This window comes from Nocardia sp. AB354 (assembly GCF_049538315.1).
Classification (GTDB): Bacteria; Actinomycetota; Actinomycetes; order Mycobacteriales; family Mycobacteriaceae; genus Nocardia; species Nocardia nova.
The window spans coordinates 107,519-130,845 of sequence record NZ_JBMVFU010000016.1 but is presented as its reverse complement, the minus strand read 5'-3'; the positions used below and the strand labels follow the sequence as shown (position 1 = coordinate 130,845).

Sequence of the window (23,327 nt, the reverse complement as noted above, 5' to 3'; positions counted from 1 at the left end):
CCATGGCAGGTTGGACTTTCAGCGCGCTCGGCTTCACCGTCCTGTGGCGTGCCGCCGGACACGACGTCCTGCCGTATCCCTTGCAGTTCCGCTCCACCGCCGAGACCTCGGACGAGCTGGAAGCCCAGTGGAAATCCGAAGCCGCCGACCTCGCCGGCCGCATCGACGACAACGCCGAAGCCGCGGTGCGCATTCTCCACGGCCCGGAATCACGGATCGAGATCGCCGGATTCGCCGCCGCGTCGAACGGTTCGGGCGATCTCGAGCAGATGGGCGATCCGCGTCAGCGCGTCCGCATCCACGCGGCCGTGCACTACCGGCAGGCGGTCCTGGTCACCCAGCAACCCTCGTCCGACCCGGAATCCGGTGGGACCGTGCGGATGTCGCTCCTGCGCGCCGAAAACCTGACCCGCCACCTGCTCGCCGCCATCCCCGGCCATCCCCGAGGCACCCGCCCCGCCCTACAGGTCAACCGCGCCGACCTCACCGACGACGACCGCCCCTACACCGCATTCCACGACGACGCCCCCCGCTCAGCACGCGACGAAGCCGCCCGCTTCTTCGAACGCCCCCGCAGCACCGTCCTCCACGTGGCCGTCTGCCCCGGCCCCGCCTGGGACCGCCGCCCCACCCCCGCCCGCGATTTCCACATCATGGACTACTCGGACGGTCGCTACCTCGTCCGCCACACCAAACACGACCTCCGCGCGGACCCCGCCGACACATCCATCATCCAGAACCACCTCCAACGCCTCATCGACGCGACCGTTCAAGGATTCCGTGAGGACAACGACCCGAGTTATGCGTAAGACGCAATTCGGCCCTCGGTCATCAGTACGTCCCACAGCTCGATCTGCGCGGCGATCTCCTCGGGCAATTGTTCGAGTCCGTCCCAACTCACGAACTCCGGAAGGTTGGGGCGCTCCATCCGCGGCTCGGACATACGGTCATGGTAGGCCCACCGGGTCGACCGGTGCGGTCGCTGCCGGGACCGGAGATATATCCGCTGAGCGCTTCTCAGCGCGCTCGCTTCGCCGTGCAGCGGGACGCGATGCTGTGCGGCACGCTGGCGTTACCAGCGTTATCGAAATTGGGAGATTCGGTGATCAGTCGAGATCATCCTCGACTCACATTGCGGGCACTGCTCGACTTGTCGTACAGCACCGCCCGGCAGAAGCGCGTCGACGCGGCAGAGGGGCTTGGGGCGCGGGTTCGCAGAGGGCATGATCGGCAGTGCGTCGCAAGCAGCACGAAACGTGTTCTGTGGGAGTAAATTTCGTTCCAACGAGGTTGTATGGAGAGCGTCTGTCGCGGTGGATTCCGGACCGACGCTTCGGCCATGACCACCAGGTGTGTACGCACCCGGAGATGCGAGGAGAACTGATGCCCGGACCGGAGTTTGCGACGCTGCGCGAGCAGGTAGCCGCGTTGCAGGCCAAGACCATCTCGGCGACCGAACTGCTCGAACTGAGCATCGCGCGGATCGAGAAGTTCGACGAGAAGGTCAATGCCGTTGTGGTGCGGGATTTCGAGCGCGCTCGCGTTGCGGCGAAACAGGCCGATGCGGCGCTGGCGCGGGGTGAGGATGGGCCGCTTCTCGGCGTTCCGGTCGCGGTGAAGGAATCGTTCAATATCGCCGGTCTGCCGACCACGTGGGGTCTGCCCGACGCGAAGGGGTGGGTGCCGGCGGAGGACGCGGTGCTGGTGTCGCGCGTCAAGGCAGCGGGCGGAGTTGTCGTCGGCAAGACGAATGTGCCGTTCTTTCTGCGTGATTGGCAGTCCTACAACGACATCTACGGCACGACCAACAATCCGTGGGATCCGACTCGTTCGCCCGGTGGTTCGTCCGGAGGGTCGGCCGCCGCGCTCGCGGCGGGGTACGTCTCGCTCGCGCTCGGCTCCGATATCGGCGGCTCTCTGCGGGTGCCGGCGCATTTCTGCGGCGTCTACTCGCACAAACCGTCCCGCACGCTGCTGCCGGGGCGCGGGCACATACCGCCGCGCACGCCCGCACTGGAGGCTCCCATGGACCTCCCCGTCGTCGGTCCGATGACCCGCAGCGCCGCCGACCTGACCTTGGCGACGCGGCTGCTTGCCGGGCCCGACGAGGTGGAGGCGGTCGCCTACAAGCTGGAGTTGCCACCGCCGCGCGGCGAGGAATTGGCGCAGTTCCGCGTGCTGATCATCGACAGTCATCCGTTGCTGCCGACATCCACCGTGATTCGCGACGGTTTCGACCGGATCGCGCGGGGGCTCGAGAAAGCCGGTGCCACGGTCGCGCGGCAGAGCTCTCTCCTGCCCGACCTGACGCTGACCGCGAAAACCTATTTCACATTGCTGATGTCGCAATTCGGCGCCGATGCCCCCGCCGACGCGATCCGGGCGATCCAAGCCGTCGTCGCCGAAATTCCGCCGGAGACCGACACCGTCGAGGCGGTCATCCAACGAGCCTTCGTCGCCGGCCACGGCGATTGGGTGAAGGCCGACCGCGTCCGCATCGGCCTGGCCGACGGGTGGCGTCACCTGTTCAAGGAATTCGACGTGGTGCTGTGCCCGATCACGCCGACACCCGCTTTCCCGCACGACCATTCGGGGATGGACACCCGCACGATCGATATCGACGGCACCGCCTACCCGTACAACTACAACCTGGTGTGGGCGAGTATCGCCACGCTGCTCGGGCTGCCCGCGACCGCGGCACCGATCGGACGCTCGCCGGAAGGGCTGCCCTTCGGCATGCAGATCGTCGGCCCCTATCTCGAAGACCCGACGACCTTGCGGTTCGCCGAATTGCTCGAGCAGGAGTTCGGCGGATTCACCCCGCCGCCCGGTTTCGAGTAGGGCGCTCGCTCGCTCGCCACGACGATTGGGCCCGACTGTCTTTCGCATCCCGTAGTCGGTTGGTCGGACAGCTTCGCGCCGCGCCGGCAGCACCGGCACAGGTCTTGCGGCCGGCCGGTCCGGCGGAATGCGATCAGGGCCGTTCGTAGCGCACGTACAGTGGCGACGCGAGCACGATCGGGAAAGGCACCTGGGGTGGGTGGACTACTCCGGATACACGAGCATGCCCGCCCAAATAGGGTGCGAATTCGCGGAATTTCGGGCTGCAGGCGACTTCGCGGAAATAAGTACCCAGGTTGTGTTCCAGGTCGGTCGGCTCCTTGGTGGAAGGTTTGAACAGGTTCCGGAGGCCGTGCGTCTTGTCCGAACCATGGGCGTCGACCAGTGCTTTCACCACCTGCTCGGTGGCGCCGACGGACACGGAATACTTTCCGGGCCGATCGTGCGACTGGGACGATGCCGCCGGGTTCGTGGCGACGTTGCGGGCCGAGCCGTGGAGCATGATGCGGGGAGCGGTGACGGAGAGTGGTTCGGCCTGGCAGAAGAGCACCGCGCCCGCGGGGTCGTCGTCGAGGTGCGCTATGCCGATGCGGCCCTCGAACATGACCCATTCGCCGTTCTCGATATCCGGATCGGTGTAGTCCACGCACCCGTGTTCGAAATCCGCGATCAGGTTCCGAAGCCGCTGCTCGTTGCCGGCGATATCCGCCAGTTCGAATTCGGCCCCGGCCTCCACCGGCGTGACCTTCGCCTTCGCCGATATCTTCCGCAGTCGAAGGTTTCGCCACCACGATGCCGCCGCGGGTACGAAGTTGTCGATTTTCGAACCTGAGATGTAGAGGAACTCGTGATACATGTCGGCTTCCTTTCAACGGGTCAGCGCCCTGGCCGACCATCGACCGGAGAAATCCTCGGTAGCCACCAGCACCTGTCCATCGGTGAGGGCGGCCAGTTGGAGGCGCCACGCAGCGCCGACGACCAATGCCGCTCGGTGGCAGGGGGATTCGGTGAGGCGTTGCCAATCGGGCCGGGCGCCGTCGAGCCGGGGGGTGACCCACAGTCCGTCCGCGCCCGCCGCGGCGATCGTGACGCCGTCGCGCTGACCGACGCATGCCACGTCGATCACATCACCGGGAACCTCGATCGGGCCGGTCGGCACCCACTCTCCGTAACGTTGCTCGAATGACAGGAGTTCGCGGGCCGGGGCCGCGACGAAGCAGACCGGTTCGCCCAGAAGATTCAGGCCGACCGCGGACGATCGAATATCGGTGAGGCCGAAGCGCTTCGCGGATCCTCCGGCGATGATGACGAAATCGCCGTTCGCGGCATTCGCGGTGACGACGGCGGCCCCCTCGTGATCGGTCGCGGCGGCCAGAACACGCCGTACATACGGGCCGCCGCTGTCCCGGCGGATCATCCCGTCGAGAGTCAATTCCACCGTCGTCAGCCGTTCGCTGACCGCGTCGACCAGGTACGCCGTGGCGGACCCGGTAGCGGTGCGGACGACCGCGAGGCCGCCGCCCACCGCGGCGCGCCCGCCGTCCTGCCAGATACCGGCGCGGCCCACCATGAGCCGTTCCGCCTTGTCGATCACGAAATCGACAGGGTTGCCGGTGCCGTCTGCGACCGAACGGACCACGACCGGTGCGGCCGGGGCCTGCTCATCGGCCACCAGCGCCCACAGCGCCCCGGGGCCCAACCGGGCCCGTGCCACCACCGCGTTTGCCGATGCCGTCACCGTAGTGGTCCGGAAACCGTCGACGGTGACATCGAGGTCGGTATAGCGCAACTCCGTGGACGTCGGAGCGCCCAGCTCGGACAGCTCACGCGCCCAGCGCACCAAGGATGTGGGCCGCTGGTCCGGGTCGGGCGCAAGTAGTGCCGTCACATGGGCGGCGACCTCGACGGGAAAACTGCGGCGGACCAGGTAGTCGAAGCAGTCCTGCTGCGCACTGTCCGGCGGAGGATTGCTACCCGTAAGCAGGTAGTAGATCACCGCGCCGAAGGAATAGCGATCGGCCTCCGGGCTGCCGTTGCCGGTTCTCGACGCCTCCGGAGCGGTGTAGCCGTCCTTTCTGACGACTGTGACCGGCCCGCTGTGGGTCGGCACGGCGAAGCTGAAGTCGATCAGTGAGACCGCGTCGGTGTGCGGGGCGAGTATCACGTTGCCCGGGGAGATGTCGCGGTGCACCAAGGCCACACTGCTGGAAGCGATTCCGTCGACGATCGCGGCGAGCTCGGCGGCTACCGCGCACACCTGCTCGAAGGGCGGGTTGTGTTTGAGCCATTTGGTCAGATCCTGGCCCTCGACCCACGTCGAGATCACGTACAGCGTGCGCACATCCCCGGATTCGCCGGGCGGATGCGGTGGCGGACCAGGGAAGACGTCGGTGGCGCCGACCACGCCGGTGACTTCCCGTTGTAGTTGCTGCGTTTCCTGCCGCGCGTTCTGGGCGCGCAGGTACGACCGTTCGAGGGCATCGGCCGGGGACTCGTTGTGCCCGACATCCAAGTTCCCCGCGTGTAGTATTTTCACGGCCCAGCGGTGCTTGCCGCCATTGCGCCGAGGCGTGCTGGCCAGCCACACCTGCCCTTCGCCGCCGGCGTCGATCTCTTCTTCCAAGAGGTACTGATCCGGATCCTCTGCGGGGCCCACCCGGTAGCCCGATCGGATCTCGGGCATGCTCACTCGATCAATCACGGTAGGTGAATCTGCCTGTCGGACCGGAGGACTCAGGCTTCGGCGCCGACTCGGCCTCCGGCTGCATGATGATCAGACGATCGAGCAGCTCGCTTGTCGTATCGTGCACCCGCTGCATGAGCAGTACCTGGGCGCTGGTCGGTGAGTCGACCGCCGTTCCGAAGACCGCGCCGAGGGTTTCGCAGCCGACGTCGGCGCCGTTCAACTGGTCGAGCAGTGCGCGCAACGGTGTGAACGGGGCCTCGGTCTGTGTCACCGTCAAGACACGCGACACACTGGAGACGAAGCTTGCAATGTCGGCGGCAGGCGAGCCGAGTTCGCGGCTGAGCAACTGTTGTAGCCACTTGTAATTCCAGATCTGCCGGCCGTAGACACGGGCCGCTTCGTCATTGCAGCGTACGAGCAGCTCGGAGAGTTGGTCTCGCAGATTCTCGCGGCGCTGATCCCACTGGCTGGTGCCGGCCGAGCGCAGCCGGTCGAGTGCCGCCTTGGTGCGGCCGGAGAGCGGGCCGGGGCGGCTCGCCTCGGTGAGCCGCTCGCCCACCCGGTGACTGATACCGCCGCCCAGTCCGGTGAAATAGTCGGCCAGCACCTCCATGCCGCCCACCTGGGCCGGGTCGCCGCCGCCTACCTTGACCAGCTCCTCCAGCAGCGCGTGATTGGGAATGATCCTTTCGTCCGGCGGCAGACCACGTCGCTGGAACAGCTCCGCGGTGCTGATTCCGATGGCATGCAAGCGTATCTTGGCTTCGTTGTGCAGATGCGCGACCAGGCTCACCGGTTCCTGCACCGTACGCACCACTTCTCCGGTGCCGCCCTCGCCGGCCGGCGCCCAATTCGCCCCATCGCTCACCAAGACGATGAGCTTTTCGTTGCTCGGATGGCCCTCGCGGTAGAGCAGGTTGGCGGCCTCGTGCAGCGCGTTGCCGATATCGGTCCCGCCGTCCGGGCGCAGCAGCGCGATGGCGTGCCGAAACTCTGTGACCAGAGACTCCGGTGAGCTGCCGTCCAGCTGTGTCATCCCACCGTCGCGCGGAAACTTGTGCCGCGCCTGATGATTGAATTCGAGAAGGGCGAAACGAGACACCCGGCCGGAGATCTGCAGGCGGATGTCGAGCATGTCCAGTAGCGCGCGTTTGAGTGCTTCGATCCGGGTGATCCACTGTCCGCCGTGGGCGCGAAAAGCCGACCGCTCGAGGCCTGCCGGAATATCATCCCAGCTCATCGAACCGCTGATGTCGGCGAGGACGACGATATCGACACCCGCGCGCACCGAGGAGGCATACAGCTCGACAGCCGAATCCCGGGTAAGACAGGCCAATCCGCTGTTGCGGCCACCGAGGTCGATCTCACGGACCCTGTGCGGCACCCCGTCGACCGGCAGGAAGACGTCATCACCGGTATCGGGTAGCCATAGCAGGGCCCCTGCCAGCCCGGCGCGCACGATCTGGCGGGCGGCGTCCGCGGGATCCAACTCCGTGGGCAGTTCGAGCACGATTCGGCGCACCGGTTGCGGCTCGAGCGGATCGAAGCGCCAGGGCTGCCCGGACGGCTCGATATCCCAGTGCGCGGCGAGTTCGTCGGCGAGCGCCACATGTCCGGCCGGCAGTTCCGGAACCTCGGTGGCTGACACCGCGACCTGTATCAGGTCTGGCTGGGCACCGACCTGGAGCAATCCCGCCCCACCCCGCACACCCGACGGAATACCGATGTGGTGCCCTGTGATCGGGCCGCCGGCCGGAACCACGACCATCCGATGCGAGGAGGAGTCGACCGTGGCGGTCATCGGCGCCCCCCTTCGATCTGAACCTTCATACCGAGTTGTGCTGTGTAGAAGCGGATTCCCTGGCCGCGGGATCCGATGAACCGCCCGCGGAGATGCTCCGGAACCTTGACGAAGAGCATCGCGGGCCTGGTGTTCCGGCTCGGTTTGTATTCGGCCAGCTCGATTGCCGCGGCGACCTCGCTGCCGGATCGGGGATTGGCCGCTATCACCAGCTCCCGCAGCTTCTCCATCAGTCGCTCACCCTCGTGCGCCGTAGTCGCCACGGCGGCAGCGGCTGCAGCCCAGCCCGCCTTGCTTCGGTCGAAAGCCTGTGCTGCTGCTCGGTTTCCGCGTACCACTGGTTCCGTCGCCTGCAGCAACCGGTGAATCCCGGCATAGTCGATCGCCAGGTCCCGGTGCCCGCAGTTGCGCAATGTGTGGGCGAAACCTTGCAGGCTGGGTAGCCGCTCAGGCCGACGCCTGCCGGCAGCGCCTGTGATGATCTCGAATACGAGATCTGCGGGGGCCCCTCCACGCACCCGGGAATGGTTGGCGCACAGCCCCAAACCCACTCGCTCGCTGCCGAATACCTGCCACCGGGTCGCGTGCCGGGTGCACATCCGCTGGGGACAGTGCTGAAAGGACTGCGACACATGCTCACAACGGACGGTGCCGATGTCCTGGCAGCCCGGCGTCTCGCAGTGGGGGAACGCCGCGTCGTAACAGGACGGGCAGTAATCGATGTCGGGATCGCGCGGGTGCGGCCGCCGATGCCGCGCGCACCATCCCTTCTCACGCCGGCAGGCTCGACCGGCACAGCGGAATTCTGCCGGGTCGTCGCACTGCTCGCAGGCCGGACGGTGCTCGCGGCAGACCGGGGTCAGCGCGCCGTCGAGGATGACGACGTGCCGATCACAGACCCGGTTGTTCTTCGCCTCGGCGGGACAGGCTGAACAGGTGAACGGCGCATATGCCCCGCAGTGCTTGCATCGGTACTGCACGCGGGGTCGTTCGCGGACCGCGACGACAGAGATGGGGGTGCTTTCGTCGACACGCTCGACATCGGCGGGGATCCACACCACTTCCAGCCGGATTTCGCCATCGGGGCTGTCGAGTTGGTGAGTGGGACCCTCCCGCAGATCGCGGCCGTGCAGCGCCGGCTCCAACTCCGCCCACAGCGCCTGAAATTCCTCGGGGGTGCTGGGCGCATCGCGCAACTGACGCAGATCCAGCACCAGTTCGATGGCTTGGTTCATCCGCCCGATCCCCTGTCGTCCCGGCGCCGCTGCGCCCCGCGGCCTCGTGCGCTGCCGTCGGTGCCGCGGGCCTGATTGCCGCCGCGCTGCCCGGCGCTGCGGTTCCCGCCATGCCGGTTGCGACGGTCCGGCTGAGATCGCTTGCCCGCGAAGGCTGTTCGGCTCTGCTGACCTGGCCGGCCGGCAGTCGGCGGTTGTGCCTCGGCGATCCGTGTGCGCCAGGAGCCCAGCACGATCGAGGTCCGGCCGGGCACATCCGCGCTCAGCCACTGCAGCAGCGGACCTCCGGGGGCGGCATCGGTCAGCGCGAGCAGGCATCGGCTCAGCAATTCGCTCTCGCCGGCGCCGGCCCACCGCGTCATCAGGTCGGTCTCCGTCGTTCCGTGTGTCACGCCCAGGGCCGGCAGCTCGAGCGGTAGCAGCGCGGGGGCAAGCTCGGCGGCGTCGGCATCGAGATTGCGCAGCTCCACGGCGATCGAGTGAAAGAGTGAGCGCCCGACCGCCCGCGCCGGGCGCGGCGCGGGCTCGGAATTATGTCGCCGGTTGGCGGTCTTTTGGTCTTTCGGCGCGGCGCCCGGACGCTGCCGCGGCTCGTCGGCAGCCATCTGCGCGCGCAGACCCTCGGCCACCGCGCGGGCCCGGTTGTCCTCCAGCATGCGCTGTGGCACATTGCCGACCCGACGGCCGTCGCGAACCATGCGCCTGGCCTGCATCCCGACCGCAGCCAATAACAATGCCTGCGTGCGGATCCCGGCGAGAGTGGGCGCGCCGTCGAGACAGCGCACGGCGACGGTCAGTGTGCCATCCGGCTCGGCGGACGGATAGACGTCCATGCGTTCGAGCAGCGCCACGCCGTCCCGACGGCGCAATTCCGCCTTCACTCGGTCGAGGTGTTCGGGCGCGGTCGAGGCTAGAAATCTCGTCGCCAGATGCGAGCGTGACCCGGCCAGCCAACGTGAGCCGATCCGATCACGTGGCGCACCCGCCCGGGTGATCCCGCGGCCGAACAGGGCGATCAGCGCGGGCACGTGGGTGCGCAGCAGGTTGCACAGCACCTCCTGCTCCACCGAGGAGAGCACCTCCAGAGTGTGGATGTCACCACCCAGAACCGCTGCGTGCCTTGTGGTTCCCAGCGCCGGCGGCACCAGCACGCCGCCGTGCGAATGGACGAGCTCGGCCAAACGCCGGAACGTGGCCGACATCCCCGCATAGTGCTCGTTGCGGGCCGTGCGCGTCCCGAGCCACCCCATCGGTTCAGCTACGGCGAAGAGCCCGTGCTGCCCGGGAACGGGAACAATGCGCGCATTCCGCACGGTTGTGAAGGCTCGAGCCATCTGCTCCGGCTCGACCCCCTGCACCGCGAAAGCCTTCTCGAATCGCTGGCGGGTGGCCCCGATTCGCGTCAAGCTCACCATCACACCACTATGTTCGCTCAGCTCGGGCGTGGACGTTACCGATTCGGTAATCGTGCGCAGGTCGCGCAAAGCTGCGCCACCACAGTACTTTTCGCAGCGGCCCGCATGTCAAGACATAGGTCGGTAACCGACCGTTCCGTATTGATGTCTGGGACGAGTCGGTCTGGGGGACAAGCGTTTGAGACCGTGGCGTATTCGGTGGTGACGTGGTTCTACATCAGCAGCCTGCTTGGAACGGATAGCAGGTTGCCCCCTCCGTGGGTGTAGCCGAATATTGCTGTGTGCTTGGGGTTTCGGTGGGCGGCGGGGCGGGCGTCGTTGTCCTCTCGGGCGGGCGGACTTGGGATGGTGCCGGCCGGGAGTCGGATTGTGCGCGGGGGTGGTCTTTGCCGGCCATGTAGCCGATGCCGCAGATGAGGATGAGCACGGCGGCGATGCCGAGCAGTGCGGTGCGGAGGCGGTGGCGTGCTGGGGGTTGGGTTCGGAAGTTGGAGTCTGTGCCTGGCTCCCCGGGTGCGGGTGCGGGTGCCGGTGCGGGACTGGCGTCGGTCTGCAGAGCCTGTGTGGACGCAGGCTTCGGGACCGCTCGCGAAGTCTGTACAGCTGAGAATGTCGGGTCGGCGTGCGAAGCCGGTGGGGTCTCGGGGTGGGCCCGGGCGTAGGAAACGGGTGAGGTCGACGGGGCTGGGGCGGGCGACGAGGTGGGTGGGGCCGCGTTGTCTTGGGCGTTCCGCGAAAGCGGGAGGTGTGAATCTGTGGGGACCGCTTGCGAATTCGGGCGGGCTTGGTCTGCCTGTTCCGGCTGGGCCGGTGCGTTCGCAGAGGTGGCGAGGGGCGTCGAGGTAGTCGGGCTTCCGTCTCCTTCTCTCGGGACCGCCGACACCTCGGTCGGGAATCCCTCCGCCAGCAGTTTCGCGTAGAGCCGGCGGCGGCTTTCGGCGTCGCGGGTGCGGTCGACTCGCAGGGCTGTCAGCACGGTGACGACCAGCTCCGCGGTCCACGGTGTTCGGTCGCGGTGCTGGGCGGTTCGGCCGAACCACGAGTAGAGCTGGGAGGCGCTGTCGCCGAGCAGGACGGTGAACCCGGCGGGCATCGGGCCCTTGTCGAGGGTGACCGTGTTGCCCGACTTGGGTATGAGCAGGGTCAGGCCGTCCACGAACGGTTCCGGGCCGCGTGTCAGTTCGGCGACGAAGGTTCTCAGGGCGGAGACGGGCCTGCGCACTTGGTGCAGCGGGTTGAGGTCGTCGCCGCGGAGTTGGACCGGGTCGCCGTGGATGCCGGGTGCGGACCACCGCTCGTTCATCGAATACGACAGCGATCCGCGGGTCTTCTTGCGCAGAGCGTCGACCTCGATGACGGCCGCCGCGTGTGGAGTGAAAACCAGAAGATCGGCTTCGGTGCTCCCGCCGTCCAGCCTGGGGATGTAGACGCCGGAGACGGCGATTCCTGGTTGGGTGACGTAGTTCGCGAGCCATTCGACGACCTGCTGTTGGGTCTTCGGTTTGGTGATGTCGCCGTTGATTATCAGCATGGCCGGTTCGACCTCCAGAAGCGTTGTAACACATCAACGTTAACCGAGTGCTTCCACCGAAAGTCGCGTGATAACGCTGCGCTACAACGGCTTTCGGACGGTAATGGCTGGTGGGCTGCTCGGCGGCCCATGGACGGTCGAAAAGTGAGATAAGACAACAAATTCCGACCGGACGGAATGTCGACCCGGAGTCGCTGAGGGTGTACGCGGAGCAGTCGGCTCGACGTTCCGCGTCGTCGGCGTTGCCTGTCGGGGAGCGGGCGGGGGCACTGCCCCGTCGGGCGCGCGGCGGCCCAGTGGCGACCGCTCGCGGCAACCACGCAGGATATTGATATTCTCCGCTATGGAATTCTGATTCTCATTGAGAGAGAATGATCCGTATGCCTGACACGCCTCGCCCTGCCACAGCACTCGACGACGCCCCCGCGCCCGATAGCGCCGACGCGGTCTACTGGGACCCGTTCGACCGCGAGATCGCGAAGGACCCCTACCCGATCTATCGGCGGATGCGGGCGGAAGCGCCGCTCTACTACAACGACAAGCACGACTTCTATGCCCTCACCCGCGCGTCGGATATCGATCCCGCACTGCTGGACTGGGAGACGTACTCGTCGTCGCGGGGGCCGATTCTGGAGATCATCAAGGCGGGGATCGAGATTCCGCCGGGCACGTTGTTGATGGAGGATCCGCCGGCGCACGACATCCACCGCGCGCTGCTCAAGCGGGTGTTCACGCCCCGGCGGGTGATGTCGCTGGAGCCGCAGATCCGCGACCTGTGCCGGCGGTCGCTGGACCGGCTCGCCGGGAAAGACCGGTTCGATCTGATGACCGCGTTCGCGAACGAGGTGCCCATGCGCGTGATCGGCATGTTGCTCGGCATCCCGGAGGCCGATCAGCAGACCGTGCGCGACAAGGCCGACAGCGCGTTGCGCACCGAGCCCGGGCAGGGAATGCAGATCTCCGACAAGGCGATTCCGGATGCCGAACAGTTCGCCCAATACATCGACTGGCGCGCCGACAATCCCTCCGACGATCTGATGACCGAGTTGATGCGCGCCGAATTCGTCGACACCGAGGGCGTGACGCGGACGCTGACGCGCGACGAGATCCTGACCTATGTCTCCGTCGTCGCGGGGGCCGGTAACGAGACCACCGCCAGGCTGATCGGCTGGCTGGGTGCGCTGCTCGCCCGCCACCCCGAACAGCGCGCCGAACTCGTCGCCGATCCGAGCCTGATCCCGAACGCGATCGAGGAGACGCTGCGATTCGAGCCCACCGGCCACGCCATCGCCCGCTACGTCACCAAAGATGTGCAGCTCTACGGGATCACCGTGCCCGCCGGCAGCGCGATGATGCTGCTCATCGCGTCGGCGAACCGCGACGAGGAGCGATGGGACGACCCGGAGCGGTTCGATATCCACCGCAAGATCAGCAATCTCCGCACCTTCGGCCTCGGTACCCACTTCTGCCTGGGCGCGGCGCTGGCCCGGCTCGAGGGCAGGGTGGCGCTGGAGGAGCTGCTGCGCCGCTTCCCGACGTGGGATGTCGACTGGGACAACATCACCTTGTCGTCGACCTCGACCGTGCGCGGCTGGGAGACATTGCCGATCACCGTGGGCTGACGCGCCGAGCAGCCGTCTCGGGTCGGCGATGGCGCAGGGCGACAGCAGAGTTCACCGAACCGTCGTTTCGGGGACGTTCCCGTATGTCAGAGTCTGACGGTATGGGTGTTCTGCGGCGCATGGCGGCCGGTGGTGCCGTCGCGATGAGTCTGGTCGCGCTGTCCGGATGCGGCGGAAGCGGCGAAACCACACATCGGGGCGCGATACCGCTGGTCTCCACCAGCGACCTTCCGGCGGCGCAACCCGGCGAGGTGCACCTGTTCGGGATCAACGATCTGCACGGCAATCTGGAACCGCCGGAGGCGAGCAACGGGCAGGTGGGGGAGTACACCGCGGGCGGGGCGGCGTATCTGGCCACGCATCTGCAGCGGTTGCGGGCGGCGTATCCGGACAGCGCGGTGGTGTCGGCGGGGGACAACATCGGGGCCAGTCCACTGGTGTCGTCGTTGTTCCATGACGAGCCGACGATCGGTTATCTCAACCAGATCGGCGTGGCGGCGTCGGCGGTGGGCAATCACGAACTGGACCACGGGGTCGTGGAACTGGGACGGTTGCGCGCGGGCGGCTGTGCGCTCGACGGGTGCTCACCGGGGGAGCCGTTCACGGGAGCACACTTCGATTTCCTCGCCGCCAATCTCACCGACTCCCGCGGTGAGACTCCGGCCGGAGTGCGGCCGTGGACGATGCTGACGATCGGCGGGCACAAGATCGGTGTCGTCGGGGTGGTGACGCCCGATACGGTGAATCTCGTTTTCCCGGAAGGAATTCGCGGTTACACCTTCGGCGAGGAAGCCGAGGCGATCAACAAGTACGTGCCCGCCATGAAACAGGCCGGTGCCGAAACCGTTGTCGCCCTGGTGCACGACGGCGGCGCCCAGGGAACACCGGCGAAGACCACCGACTACAACGGTTGCGCCGACATCAGTCCGGATGTGCCGGCGCTCGCGGCGCATACGGATCCCGCCGTTCGAGTGCTGCTCACCGGGCACAGCCATCAGGCCTACAACTGCGAATTCGACGGCAAGGTGGTCACGCAGGCGGCGTCCTACGGGCGCCTGATCACCGACGTCACGCTGCGGTTCGACCACGGGAAGGTGTCCGCGCACGCCGTCAACCGGGTAGTGACCCGCGATGTCGCTCCCGATCCGGCGGTGGACAAGTCGATCGCATTCTTCTCCGGCCAGGCGGCGCCGCGCGCACAACGGGTCGTGGGCACCGCGACGGCCCCGCTGACGCGCAGCGATCGCGGTGGCGGCGAATCCCCGCTCGGTGCGGTGATCGCCGATGCGATGCTCGATGTCACCCACGATTCGGCGCAGGCCGTGGCGGCGTTCATGAATCCGGGCGGCGTGCGCGCCGACATCGGCCCCGGGCCGATCACCTACGGCAGCATCTACGAGACGCAGCCGTTCGGCAATCAGGTCGTCACCGTCACCCTCACCGGCCGCCAGATACTGGACCTGCTGGAACAGCAATGGGACAACAAGAGCAAACCCGCCGTGCTCTCCGTCGCGGGGATCTCCTACTCCTACGAGGACAAGGCCGCCCCGGGACACAAGGTGATCGCCGATTCCGTCCGGATCGGAGACCGGCCTGTGAATCCGGTCGCGACCTACCGGGTGACCACCAACAACTTCCTCGCCTCCGGCGGCGACGGCTTCGCGGTGTTCACGCGGGGCACGGATACGGCGGTCGGCCCGACCGATCTGGACGCCCTGGAGACCTACCTGCGTGACCGGGGAGCGGTCGGTCCGCCCGAGGAGCGCGTCCAACGCCGGTGAGTGCGGCGTAGCACGCCGTGGCACCACGTGCTATCGCGCTGTATGATGTTGTCATGAGCGCCCAGCCCGAGATCACACAGCGCGACCTGCGCAATCGGTCGAAAGAAATTATGGACGCTGTTCAAGACGGGCAGTCGTTCACCGTTACACGTGACGGTCACCAGATCGGGCAACTTGTTCCGTTGCGCCGGCGTCGCAGATTCGTTTCGCGTGTCGAGTTTGCCGCGATGTCGCATACAGCTCCGGCCCTCGATGTGGGCAGCTTCCGTGCGGACCAAGATCGTACGGCGGAGCAGCGACCGGACGACCCCTATGAGCGCTGATCACACCGGCCGGACTCGCGGGATCATCGACACGAACATCATGATCCTGCGTCGGTGGTTGGACCCGATGGAGCTTCCGGACGAGATGGCCATCACGGCAGTCACTCTGGCCGAGCTCTCCGCCGGGCCACATGAAGTTCGCGGAAACGATGAGCAGGACCTGTACGACGAACACATCGAGCGGGCGCGCCGACTCGACGTTCTGCAGCGAGCCGAGAACGAGTTCGATCCCATACCGTTCGACGTGGAAGCTGCCCGGGCATACGGCCGAGTCTGTGCTGCCGTGATCGCGGTCGGCCGTAAGCCGCGCCGCCGTCTCGCCGATTTGATGATCGCCTCTGTGGCTGTCGCCGAACAGTTGCCGCTCTACACGACCAACCCATCGGACTTCGAGGGGCTGGATGAACTACTCACTGTTGTCACGGTTACGCGCCCTGAGGTGCCGCACGCGGGCAGGGGCTGACCTTCGGGCGCGCGATACGTCGAGTTCGCCCACATTTGTGCTCGCAGCAGGCACAATGCGGACATGCGCGGCGGGCGGGAGCAGCCAGCAGCAGACCGCCGGGCGGGACGGGAGCCGGGCGGGGGTGGGGCGCGGAAACGGCACGGTCGGCATTACACGCCGCCGCGGTTGGCGGAGTTTCTCGCGGAGCGGATGCTCGCGCATGTGCGACCGGAACGCGAGTTGTCGGTGCTGGACCCCGCCTGCGGCGACGGTGAGTTGCTGTCGGCGGTGGCATATGTTGCGGCACAACGCTTTCCGGATACCTCCCTGCATCTGGTGGGGTACGACCTGAATGCCGCGGCGGTCCGGGAAGCTCAGACTAGGGGGAGGTCGTGGAACAGCCGATTCGGGGGCAGGTCCCAAATCTGGCCGGAGGAGGGCACCGCCGAGTCGTGGGCGGGATCGCGGGTGGCGGACGCGGTCGGCGCATACCTCGGCGCGGTGCCTGGGGTGGATACCGCGCCACCGTCGAATCGGGTCGTCATCGATTGGCGGGTGGGCGATTTCCTCTGCGCGGCAACCGAATTGACCGACTCGCACTTCGACGCCGTGATCACGAACCCGCCGTATGTGCGGACTCAGCAGCTGGGTGGCACGACCGCGCAGATGCTGAGCAAGCAGTTCGGGCTGTCGGGACGTATCGATTTGACCCATCCGTTCGTCGCGACGATTCCGCGGTTGTTACGACCCGGTGGAGTGCTGGGTCTGCTGTGCGCCAACCGATTCCTCAGCACCAAGGCGGGGGCGAATCTGCGGGCGCTGCTGTATGCGGAACTGACGCCGGTGGAGCTCTACGACCTTGGGGACACTCGGCTGTTCGAGGCGGCGGTCCTGCCCGCGGTGACAATCGCCGTGCGCGGGCACGAGCAGCGGACCTGCAGGTTCGTCACGGCCTACGAGTCCGAGCGGGAGCCGACGGCCGCTGCCGACCTGTTCGACGCTGTGGTCGCTCCGGCCGACTCCGTCGTCGACCACGGCGGTCGCCGCATCGCGGTGGAGACCGGAACGCTGTGGACCGGTGCGCACGGCGAACCGTGCGGATCGGGGAACCCGGGGCGCGGTTCGGCCGGCGGGCCCGCGCGAATTCTCGCCGATGGTGGCGACGCATGGGCCGATGCGGAGTGCGAAGACGAATCACTCACCAGCACTTTCGATCCCACAACTCCGTGGCGCATGTCGCGACCCGATACCGACGCCTGGTTGGGGCGAATCGCCGCCGGCACGTGGCGCACGTTCGGCGAGGTGGCACGAATCAGGGTGGGCATCAAGACGAATGCCGATCGAGTCTTCATCTCGGACCGGTGGGAGGATCGGCCCTGCTGTCCGGAGCTCGAACTGCTCCGGCAGCTGCTGACTCATCACGACCTCGCTCCGTGGCGGATCGCACGCGCCCGCGACACCCGGGTGCTGTACCCCTACGAGACTTCGTGCTCGTGCCGCACACCGGTCGATCTGGCCGAATATCCGGACGCCGCGGCCTATCTCGCTCAGCACAAGGACACCCTGTCCGCTCGGGACTACCTCACCGGCACCGGGCGGGAGTGGTTCGAGATCTGGGTGCCGCAGCGGCCGCATCTGTGGTGCCGTCCGAAGGTGGTGTTCCCGGATATCAGCGTGGCGCCGCGGTTCGCGCTCGATCGCAGCGGTGCGGTGGTGAACGGGGACTGTTACTGGATGTCGCTGGCCGATATCGGCGACGAGCGGATCGCGTATCTGCTGATGGGCGTGGCCAATTCGACGCTCGGGCTGCAGTTCTACGATGCCGTGTGCGGAAATCGGCTCTATGCCGGGCGGCGCCGGTGGATCACGCAGTATGTCACCCGGCTTCCGCTCCCCGATCCGAATACCGATGCGGGACAGCGGCTCACCGACCTGGCACGCGAATTGGCCAACGGCGGAGCCGAACCCGATGTCGCGCTGCTCGATCGGCGCGTGGCCGCGGCGTTCGGGCTGGGCGAGACCGGTGTCGGACCGCCCGGCAGCGTCGCGTCGGAGTCTTCCTGGTAGCCGGCGACAGCCGCACTGTGCATCGCAGGCCCGGCCGTCAGGCGGTATGGCCGCCGACCATCGGCAGCAACGTCCGCCGGGCGAAGGCGCGGGCGGCCTCCGCGTCCGAGAGCGGAATCAGCCCGTCGGGAGTCAACGCCAGGGACTGCGCCAGCCGGGCCATGATCTCGGCGACGAGGTCGGCATCGAAATCCAGTTCGGCGTTGGCCTTCTGCAAACCGCGCAGCTTGTCGGCCAGGTAGGCGCGGCCAACCGCGAGGATCGGGCCGGCGTCGGTGGTCAAGCGCGGCAGGATCAGCTCGGGTTCGGTGCGCAGCAGTCGTTGCAGCAGCTCGTTGTGCGCCAGCGCGGTGATGAAGACGACGAAGATCTCCACCAGCTGATCCTCGTTGTCGGTGATGCTGCCGACCCGCTGTTCGATATCGGCGACGAAGCGTTGCGCCTCGCGCACGCTCACCGCCTCGACGAGATCGTTCTTCGATTCGAAGCGGCGATACAGCGTCGCGGGGCTGATGCCGGCGCGGCGCGCGATCTCACCCATGCTGGTCCGCTTGATCCCGAAGTCCAGGAAGGCCGACAGGGCACTCTCGAGCAGCTGCTCACCGTCGGAGCGGGGCTTCTCGAGGATGCGGGCCAGGATGGACGGAACAGGGGGCATGGGGTCTCCAGTCGAGTCGGCGAATGACCGCGTCGATGCGGAAGGCTGACGATCATTATCTCATCGCGCCGGACCGTCACCGACGTCCCCGACCGGGCTCACGCCGTCCGCGCTCAGCGCAGATTGAATGCGGCCATTTCCTGCTCGATCGCGTTCGCGGCGAAATCACTTCCGTTGCAACGTAATTCGTGGACTCGACGCTGTAGCGCCTCGATGCCACCGGGTTGGGCCGCGATATCGGCCACACTGATCCGCCCCTGGGGTCGGTGCATACCGGACTGCTCGTACGACACCGTCTAACCTCCTGCATACCCACGTCGCAGTACGCCGCCCGGGGCGATGATTCACTGCCGCGGACCGCGAACATGCTGCGACGATGCTACCAAGAGATCAACCTGGACGCTTGACCAGTGTGGCCCGTCTCACAGCTGGGTGCCGGCGTCGCGGTGAGTGCTCATATTGTGCAGATAGACCGCGGCGTTGAGCTTGATGCGATCGCGTTCGGCATCGCCGAGTTCGCGCCGCACCTTGCCCGGTACGCCCGCGACCAGGGAGCCGGGCGGAATCTTCATGCCCTCGGGAATCAGGGCGTTGGCGGCGATGAGGCTGCCCTCGCCGATCACCGCGCCGTTGAGCACGGTCGCGCCCATGCCGACCAGCACGTCGTCGCCGACCGTGCAACCGTGCAGAATCGCGTTGTGGCCCACCGACACTCCGCTGCCGACCTGCAGTTCGTATCCCGGATCGGCGTGCAGTACGCAGCCGTCCTGGATGTTGGTGCCGGCGCCGATGCCGATGTCCTCCAGATCGCCGCGGATCACCGCGCCGTACCAGATGCTGACCTGTTCACCCAGCCGCACCCGGCCGATCACCGTGGCCGTCGGCGCCACCCACGCGGTGTCGTCGATCTGCGGCTCGTGCTCACCCAGCTTGATCATCATGCAGGTCAACATAGCTGGCCCGGAACTGGGCGCGATGTGCGGCCGGTGGCAGCCCGAGCGTGCGATGGAAATGGTGGCGCAGATTCATCGCCGTGCCCAGACCGGTCTCGGCGGCGATGCGGTCCATCGTGTCGTCGGTGGATTCCAGCAGTAGCCGGGCGCGGTCGATACGCTGATCGAGCAGCCAGCGCTGCGGGCTGGATCCGGTGCGTTCGCGGAAGCGGCGGGTGAAGGTGCGCCGCGACATCAGCGCCGTGCGGGCCCAGCTGTCCAGGTCGATGGGCTGGTCCACATGTGTTCGCGCCCAGACCATCGCGTGCTCGATGGGGTCGTCGTCGCTGGCGTCCGGTACCGCGAGCGGGATGTACTGCGCCTGCGACCCGGCGCGGTAGGGGGCCAGCACCAGCGTGCGCGCGAGTTCCGTCGCGGCGCGGGCGCCGTGATCGGCGCGCACCAGGTGCAGGCAACAGTCCAGTGCCGCAGCCACTCCCGCGGAGGTCACCACATCGCCGAGGTCGGTCCACAGCCGATCCGCGCGCACGGTCACCGCGGGAAACGCGCGGGCCAGAGCCGGGGCCAGACCCCAGTGCGTGGTGACTTCGCGCCCGTCCGCCAAGCCGGTGGCGGCGACCACCCAGGAGCCGCGGCACAGTCCGACGATGCGGGCGCCGCGTTCGTGCGCGCGCCACAGGGCCGACGAAATGACTTCGGGCACGGGAAGTTCCGGGTTCCAGCTGGGAATCACCACGGTCTCCGCGCGGTCGATCGCCTCGGGGCCGTGGCGTACGACGAGGTCGAAATCGCCGGGGGTGCCGAGGATTCCGGGAACTTCCGCGCAGGTGAGCACCCGGTAGGGCGCGCTGTCCTGCACGCTGGTGCCGATGCGGCCGAACACCATCCCGGGGACGGACAGGTGAAAAGGGCTGATTCCGTCGAAGGCGACCACCGCGACCACATGCATGGCCCGATCTTATCGAAGCATGGCCTGCGGGCCACTGTTCGAGCGTGCCGGATCGGGACAAGCTGTTGCTCATGACGAACACGCTCTCCAGCACGGTCGAACTCCTGCACATCGGCGGCCCCACCGTCCGGCTGAACTACGGCGGGCTGGTCTGGCTGACCGATCCGACCTTCGACGAACCCGGCGACTACTCCGCCGGCGCGCTCACCCTGCACAAATTGACCGGACCGGCGGTCGCCGCGGATCGCGTGGGCCCGGTGGACGTGGTGCTGCTGTCGCACGATCAGCATCCCGACAACCTCGATCCGGCGGGCCGCGACGTGATGGCCGGCGTCGAGACGGTGTTGTCCACGCCGGAAGCGGCCGGGCGCCTGGAAGGCGTTCGGGGACTGACGGTGTGGGAGTCGGTGCGCATCGGCGCCGTCACCGTCACCGCGGTACCGGCGCTGCACGGGCCGGAGGGCGCGGAGGCGCTGAGCGGCACGGTCACCGGCTTCGTCCTGCAGGCCGAGGACCTGCCGACGGTCTACATCTCCGGTGACAACGCCTCCGTCGACTACGTCGAGCGCATCGTGGCGAAATTCGGCCGCATCGACATAGCCCTGCTCAACGTCGGCGCCGCCAACGTGGGCCGGTTCGAGGACAGCGACGTCACGCTCAACGCGCGCACGGCGCTGGCCGCGGCGCAGGTACTCGGCGAGGCGGTCGTGGTTCCGGTACACGCCGAGGGCTGGGCGCACTTCACCGAGACACTCGATCACCTGCGGCGCACCTTCGGCTACGGCGGGCGCGAGAAGCAACTGCGGATCCCGCCGCTGGGCGAGTCGATCACCGTGTGACGCCGATGCGGGGCTGCCGGGCGCGGATCGATTGCCGATTGGTTGCGGTTCTGTGAATCGCCGCGACTTGATCATGGCACCGCGCCCGGATCAGGGCCACGATGGCGGTATGAGAATCGGGGTTCCGCGCGAGATCAAACCGCAGGAGAGCCGGGTCGCCCTCGCCCCGGCCGGCGCCGTCGAACTCACCCGGCACGGTCATCGGGTGCTGATCGAATCCGGCGCAGGACTCGGGTCCGGATTCACCGACGCCGATTACGTGGCCGCCGGCGCGCACATCGCCGCGAGCGCCGACGCGGTGTGGGACGAGGCGGAACTGGTGCTGAAGGTGAAAGAGCCGATCGCACCCGAATATTCGTGCATGCATGCCGGGCAGGTGCTGTTCACCTTCCTGCACCTGGCGGCCTCCCGGGAGTGCACCGACGCCGTGCTGGCTTCCGGCATCACCGCGATCGCCTACGAAACCGTGCGTGGACCCGACGGATCACTGCCGCTGCTGACGCCGATGAGCGAGATCGCCGGCAAACTCGCACCCCAGGTCGGCGCCTACCACCTGATGGCGCCCGAAGGTGGCGCCGGAGTGTTGCTGGGCGGCGTGCCGGGGGTGCGGCCGGCGGAAGTGGTGGTGATCGGCGGCGGGGTGGCCGGAACGAGTGCGGCGACGGTCGCGGTCGGGATGGGTGCGCGGGTGATCGTGCTCGACACCAATCCGGTGCGATTGCGTGAACTCGACATCCGATTCGCCGGCCGGGTCACTCCTCTCGCCTCGAACGCGGCCGACATCGACCGGACGGTCGTCGCCGCGGATCTGGTGATCGGCTCGGTGCTGGTGCCGGGAGCGCGAGCGCCGCAACTGGTCCCGGACACCCTGGTGGAGCGGATGCGGCCGGGGACGGTGCTGGTCGATATCGCCATCGATCAGGGCGGTTGTTTCCAGAGCTCCCATCCCACCACGCACGCCGAACCGACCTTCCCCGTGGCGAATTCGCTGTTCTACTGTGTCGCGAATATGCCCGGCGCGGTCCCGCACACCGCCACCGTCGCGTTGACCAACGCCACCCTGCCGTATGTGCGAACCATCGCCGATCTCGGCTGGCGGGCGGCCTGCCGTGCCGACCCGGGCCTCGAGGCCGGGCTCAATGCCGATGCGGGACAGCTGTACTCACCGGAGGTGGCCCGGGCGCACGGCCTGCTCGGGGTCGGTCACGGGGCGGGGTGGCAGGCGTGCCGGTGACGGGCCGCGCCGAGCGAACTCTCACATCGTCCAATCCGGTTCGCCCTCGGGCAGATCGTGCAGCTTCTCCGGATTGCGGACGATCGCGATCGAGGTGATGCGGTCCTGTTCGACGGTGAAGGCCATGATCCCCAGATGGTTGCCGTCGAAGACCATGAGGCCCGGCAGACCGTTGACCTGAACCATGCGCGCCCACGCCCCGGTTCCGGCGCGGTACCAGCCGAAGTACAGCTTGGCCACCAGTTCGGCGCCCTGCACCGGCTGCCGGATCGCGGGCACCCGGCCGCCACCGTCGGCGGTCAGGGTGACGTTCTCGTCGAGCACACCGAGCAGGCCGCTCAGATCGCCCGACCGCCAGGCCGCGGAGAAGGCCGAAACCACCTTCTCGTGTTCGTCGCGGGAGGCCGGGAAGCGCGGGGTGCCGTCCTCGACGTGCTTGCGGGCGCGGGAGGCGAGCTGGCGGACGGCGGCGGGGGTGCGGCCCACCACGTCGGCGACCTCGGGACCGGTCATGCCGAAGATGTCCTGCAGCACGAAGGCGGTGCGTTCGGCGGGCGAGAGCGATTCGAGGACCACCAGCAGGGCGGTGGTGACGCGCTCGTCCTGCGAAACGCGGTCGGCCGGGTCGTCCCAGCTGGTGACCTCCGGCTCCGGCAGCCACTCGCCGACGTACTGTTCGCGGCGCGCCCGGGCCGAACCCAGCTGATCCAGCGCGAGGCGGCCGGTGACGGTGGTCAGCCAGGCGCGCAGATTGTCGATTCGCTCACCGGGAGAACGGGTTTCGTACCAGCGTTGCAGCCGCAACCACGCCTCCTGCACGACGTCGTCGGCATCGCTGAGGCTGCCCAGCGTGCTGTAGGCCACGCGGCGCAGATACTGGCGATCCTCCTCGAACCGGCGTGCCAGTTCGGTCTGATCGATATCGTCGTGTCCGGTCGTCACAGCTG

The 23,327-nt window shown here is 67.5% G+C and carries 21 protein-coding genes; 9 read left to right on the top strand and 12 right to left on the bottom strand.

What is annotated here, in order from left to right:
* Positions 1-2: 2 nt before the first annotated feature.
* On the top strand, positions 3-809 hold the full coding sequence (locus ACPCUW_RS22860) for an ESX secretion-associated protein EspG (RefSeq protein ID WP_423426989.1): 807 nt from the start codon (positions 3-5) through the stop codon (positions 807-809).
* On the opposite strand, the gene ACPCUW_RS22855 is transcribed toward ACPCUW_RS22860, so the two are convergent.
* The gene (locus ACPCUW_RS22855) at positions 800-943 is read right to left on the bottom strand and encodes a hypothetical protein (RefSeq protein ID WP_423426987.1); all 144 of its coding nucleotides are present in this window, start codon (positions 941-943) and stop codon (positions 800-802) included. The genes ACPCUW_RS22860 and ACPCUW_RS22855 overlap by 10 nt on opposite strands.
* A 440-nt stretch (positions 944-1,383) precedes the next feature.
* On the opposite strand from ACPCUW_RS22855, the gene ACPCUW_RS22850 reads away from it, so the two are divergent.
* Positions 1,384-2,841 (top strand): amidase, encoded by a 1,458-nt coding sequence (locus ACPCUW_RS22850; protein ID WP_423426986.1) that lies wholly within the window; start codon positions 1,384-1,386, stop codon positions 2,839-2,841.
* Positions 2,842-2,974: 133 nt separating this feature from the next.
* Here the strand turns inward: ACPCUW_RS22850 and ACPCUW_RS22845 are convergent, their stop codons facing one another.
* From ACPCUW_RS22845 to ACPCUW_RS22820, 6 genes are all read right to left on the bottom strand, one after another.
* Positions 2,975-3,697 carry an SAVMC3_10250 family protein gene (locus ACPCUW_RS22845; protein ID WP_423426985.1) on the bottom strand — a complete coding sequence of 241 codons (723 nt, stop codon included), beginning with the start codon at positions 3,695-3,697 and terminating at the stop codon, positions 2,975-2,977.
* A 12-nt stretch (positions 3,698-3,709) separates the two neighbouring features.
* Positions 3,710-5,524: a serine/threonine protein kinase gene (locus ACPCUW_RS22840; RefSeq protein WP_423426983.1), complete on the bottom strand. Its 1,815-nt coding sequence runs from the start codon at positions 5,522-5,524 to the stop codon at positions 3,710-3,712.
* Between the two features lie 10 nt (positions 5,525-5,534).
* On the bottom strand, positions 5,535-7,328 hold the full coding sequence (locus ACPCUW_RS22835) for a vWA domain-containing protein (RefSeq protein ID WP_423426981.1): 1,794 nt from the start codon (positions 7,326-7,328) through the stop codon (positions 5,535-5,537).
* Positions 7,325-8,563 (bottom strand): hypothetical protein, encoded by a 1,239-nt coding sequence (locus ACPCUW_RS22830; RefSeq protein ID WP_423426980.1) that lies wholly within the window; start codon positions 8,561-8,563, stop codon positions 7,325-7,327. Before ACPCUW_RS22830 ends, ACPCUW_RS22835 begins: the two co-directional genes overlap by 4 nt.
* Entirely contained in the window at positions 8,560-9,978 is a 1,419-nt protein-coding gene (locus ACPCUW_RS22825; protein ID WP_423426979.1) for a hypothetical protein, read from the bottom strand. Before ACPCUW_RS22825 ends, ACPCUW_RS22830 begins: the two co-directional genes overlap by 4 nt.
* A gap of 217 nt (positions 9,979-10,195) precedes the next feature.
* On the bottom strand, positions 10,196-11,509 hold the full coding sequence (locus ACPCUW_RS22820; protein ID WP_423426978.1) for a nuclease-related domain-containing protein: 1,314 nt from the start codon (positions 11,507-11,509) through the stop codon (positions 10,196-10,198).
* A 380-nt stretch (positions 11,510-11,889) separates the two neighbouring features.
* Here ACPCUW_RS22820 and ACPCUW_RS22815 point away from each other — a divergent pair, with 380 nt between their 5' ends.
* From ACPCUW_RS22815 to ACPCUW_RS22795, 5 genes are all read left to right on the top strand, one after another.
* Complete coding sequence (locus ACPCUW_RS22815) at positions 11,890-13,131, top strand: cytochrome P450 (protein WP_423426977.1); 1,242 nt, start codon at positions 11,890-11,892, stop codon at positions 13,129-13,131.
* Between the two features lie 101 nt (positions 13,132-13,232).
* Positions 13,233-14,912, top strand: a complete 1,680-nt coding sequence (locus tag ACPCUW_RS22810; protein ID WP_423426976.1) for a bifunctional metallophosphatase/5'-nucleotidase — start codon at positions 13,233-13,235, stop codon at positions 14,910-14,912.
* A gap of 53 nt (positions 14,913-14,965) precedes the next feature.
* Positions 14,966-15,235, top strand: coding sequence for a type II toxin-antitoxin system Phd/YefM family antitoxin (locus ACPCUW_RS22805; protein ID WP_423426974.1), 270 nt, complete (start codon positions 14,966-14,968; stop codon positions 15,233-15,235).
* Complete coding sequence (locus ACPCUW_RS22800; protein ID WP_104367070.1) at positions 15,225-15,698, top strand: type II toxin-antitoxin system VapC family toxin; 474 nt, start codon at positions 15,225-15,227, stop codon at positions 15,696-15,698. The genes ACPCUW_RS22805 and ACPCUW_RS22800 overlap by 11 nt, the downstream gene beginning before the upstream one ends.
* A 63-nt stretch (positions 15,699-15,761) precedes the next feature.
* Positions 15,762-17,747 (top strand): Eco57I restriction-modification methylase domain-containing protein, encoded by a 1,986-nt coding sequence (locus ACPCUW_RS22795; RefSeq protein WP_423426972.1) that lies wholly within the window; start codon positions 15,762-15,764, stop codon positions 17,745-17,747.
* A 37-nt stretch (positions 17,748-17,784) separates the two neighbouring features.
* Here ACPCUW_RS22795 and ACPCUW_RS22790 read toward each other — a convergent pair whose 3' ends face one another.
* The 4 genes from ACPCUW_RS22790 to ACPCUW_RS22775 all read right to left on the bottom strand — a co-directional run bounded on the left by ACPCUW_RS22790 (position 17,785) and on the right by ACPCUW_RS22775 (position 20,307).
* Positions 17,785-18,405 carry a TetR/AcrR family transcriptional regulator gene (locus tag ACPCUW_RS22790; protein ID WP_063011157.1) on the bottom strand — a complete coding sequence of 207 codons (621 nt, stop codon included), beginning with the start codon at positions 18,403-18,405 and terminating at the stop codon, positions 17,785-17,787.
* Between the two features lie 113 nt (positions 18,406-18,518).
* Positions 18,519-18,677 carry a hypothetical protein gene (locus tag ACPCUW_RS22785; protein ID WP_231983087.1) on the bottom strand — a complete coding sequence of 53 codons (159 nt, stop codon included), beginning with the start codon at positions 18,675-18,677 and terminating at the stop codon, positions 18,519-18,521.
* A gap of 150 nt (positions 18,678-18,827) precedes the next feature.
* Positions 18,828-19,346, bottom strand: a complete 519-nt coding sequence (locus tag ACPCUW_RS22780) for a gamma carbonic anhydrase family protein (RefSeq protein WP_423426970.1) — start codon at positions 19,344-19,346, stop codon at positions 18,828-18,830.
* Entirely contained in the window at positions 19,327-20,307 is a 981-nt protein-coding gene (locus tag ACPCUW_RS22775; RefSeq protein ID WP_305779854.1) for a GlxA family transcriptional regulator, read from the bottom strand. The genes ACPCUW_RS22780 and ACPCUW_RS22775 overlap by 20 nt, the downstream gene beginning before the upstream one ends.
* A gap of 71 nt (positions 20,308-20,378) precedes the next feature.
* Between ACPCUW_RS22775 and ACPCUW_RS22770 the strand changes: the two genes are divergently transcribed.
* Positions 20,379-21,146 (top strand): MBL fold metallo-hydrolase, encoded by a 768-nt coding sequence (locus ACPCUW_RS22770; protein WP_423426968.1) that lies wholly within the window; start codon positions 20,379-20,381, stop codon positions 21,144-21,146.
* A gap of 109 nt (positions 21,147-21,255) precedes the next feature.
* Complete coding sequence (gene ald, locus ACPCUW_RS22765) at positions 21,256-22,380, top strand: alanine dehydrogenase (RefSeq protein ID WP_104367079.1); 1,125 nt, start codon at positions 21,256-21,258, stop codon at positions 22,378-22,380.
* 21 nt (positions 22,381-22,401) lie between these two features.
* Here the strand turns inward: ald and sigJ are convergent, their stop codons facing one another.
* Entirely contained in the window at positions 22,402-23,322 is a 921-nt protein-coding gene (sigJ, locus tag ACPCUW_RS22760; protein WP_423426967.1) for an RNA polymerase sigma factor SigJ, read from the bottom strand.
* Between the last annotated feature and the right edge of the window lie 5 nt (positions 23,323-23,327).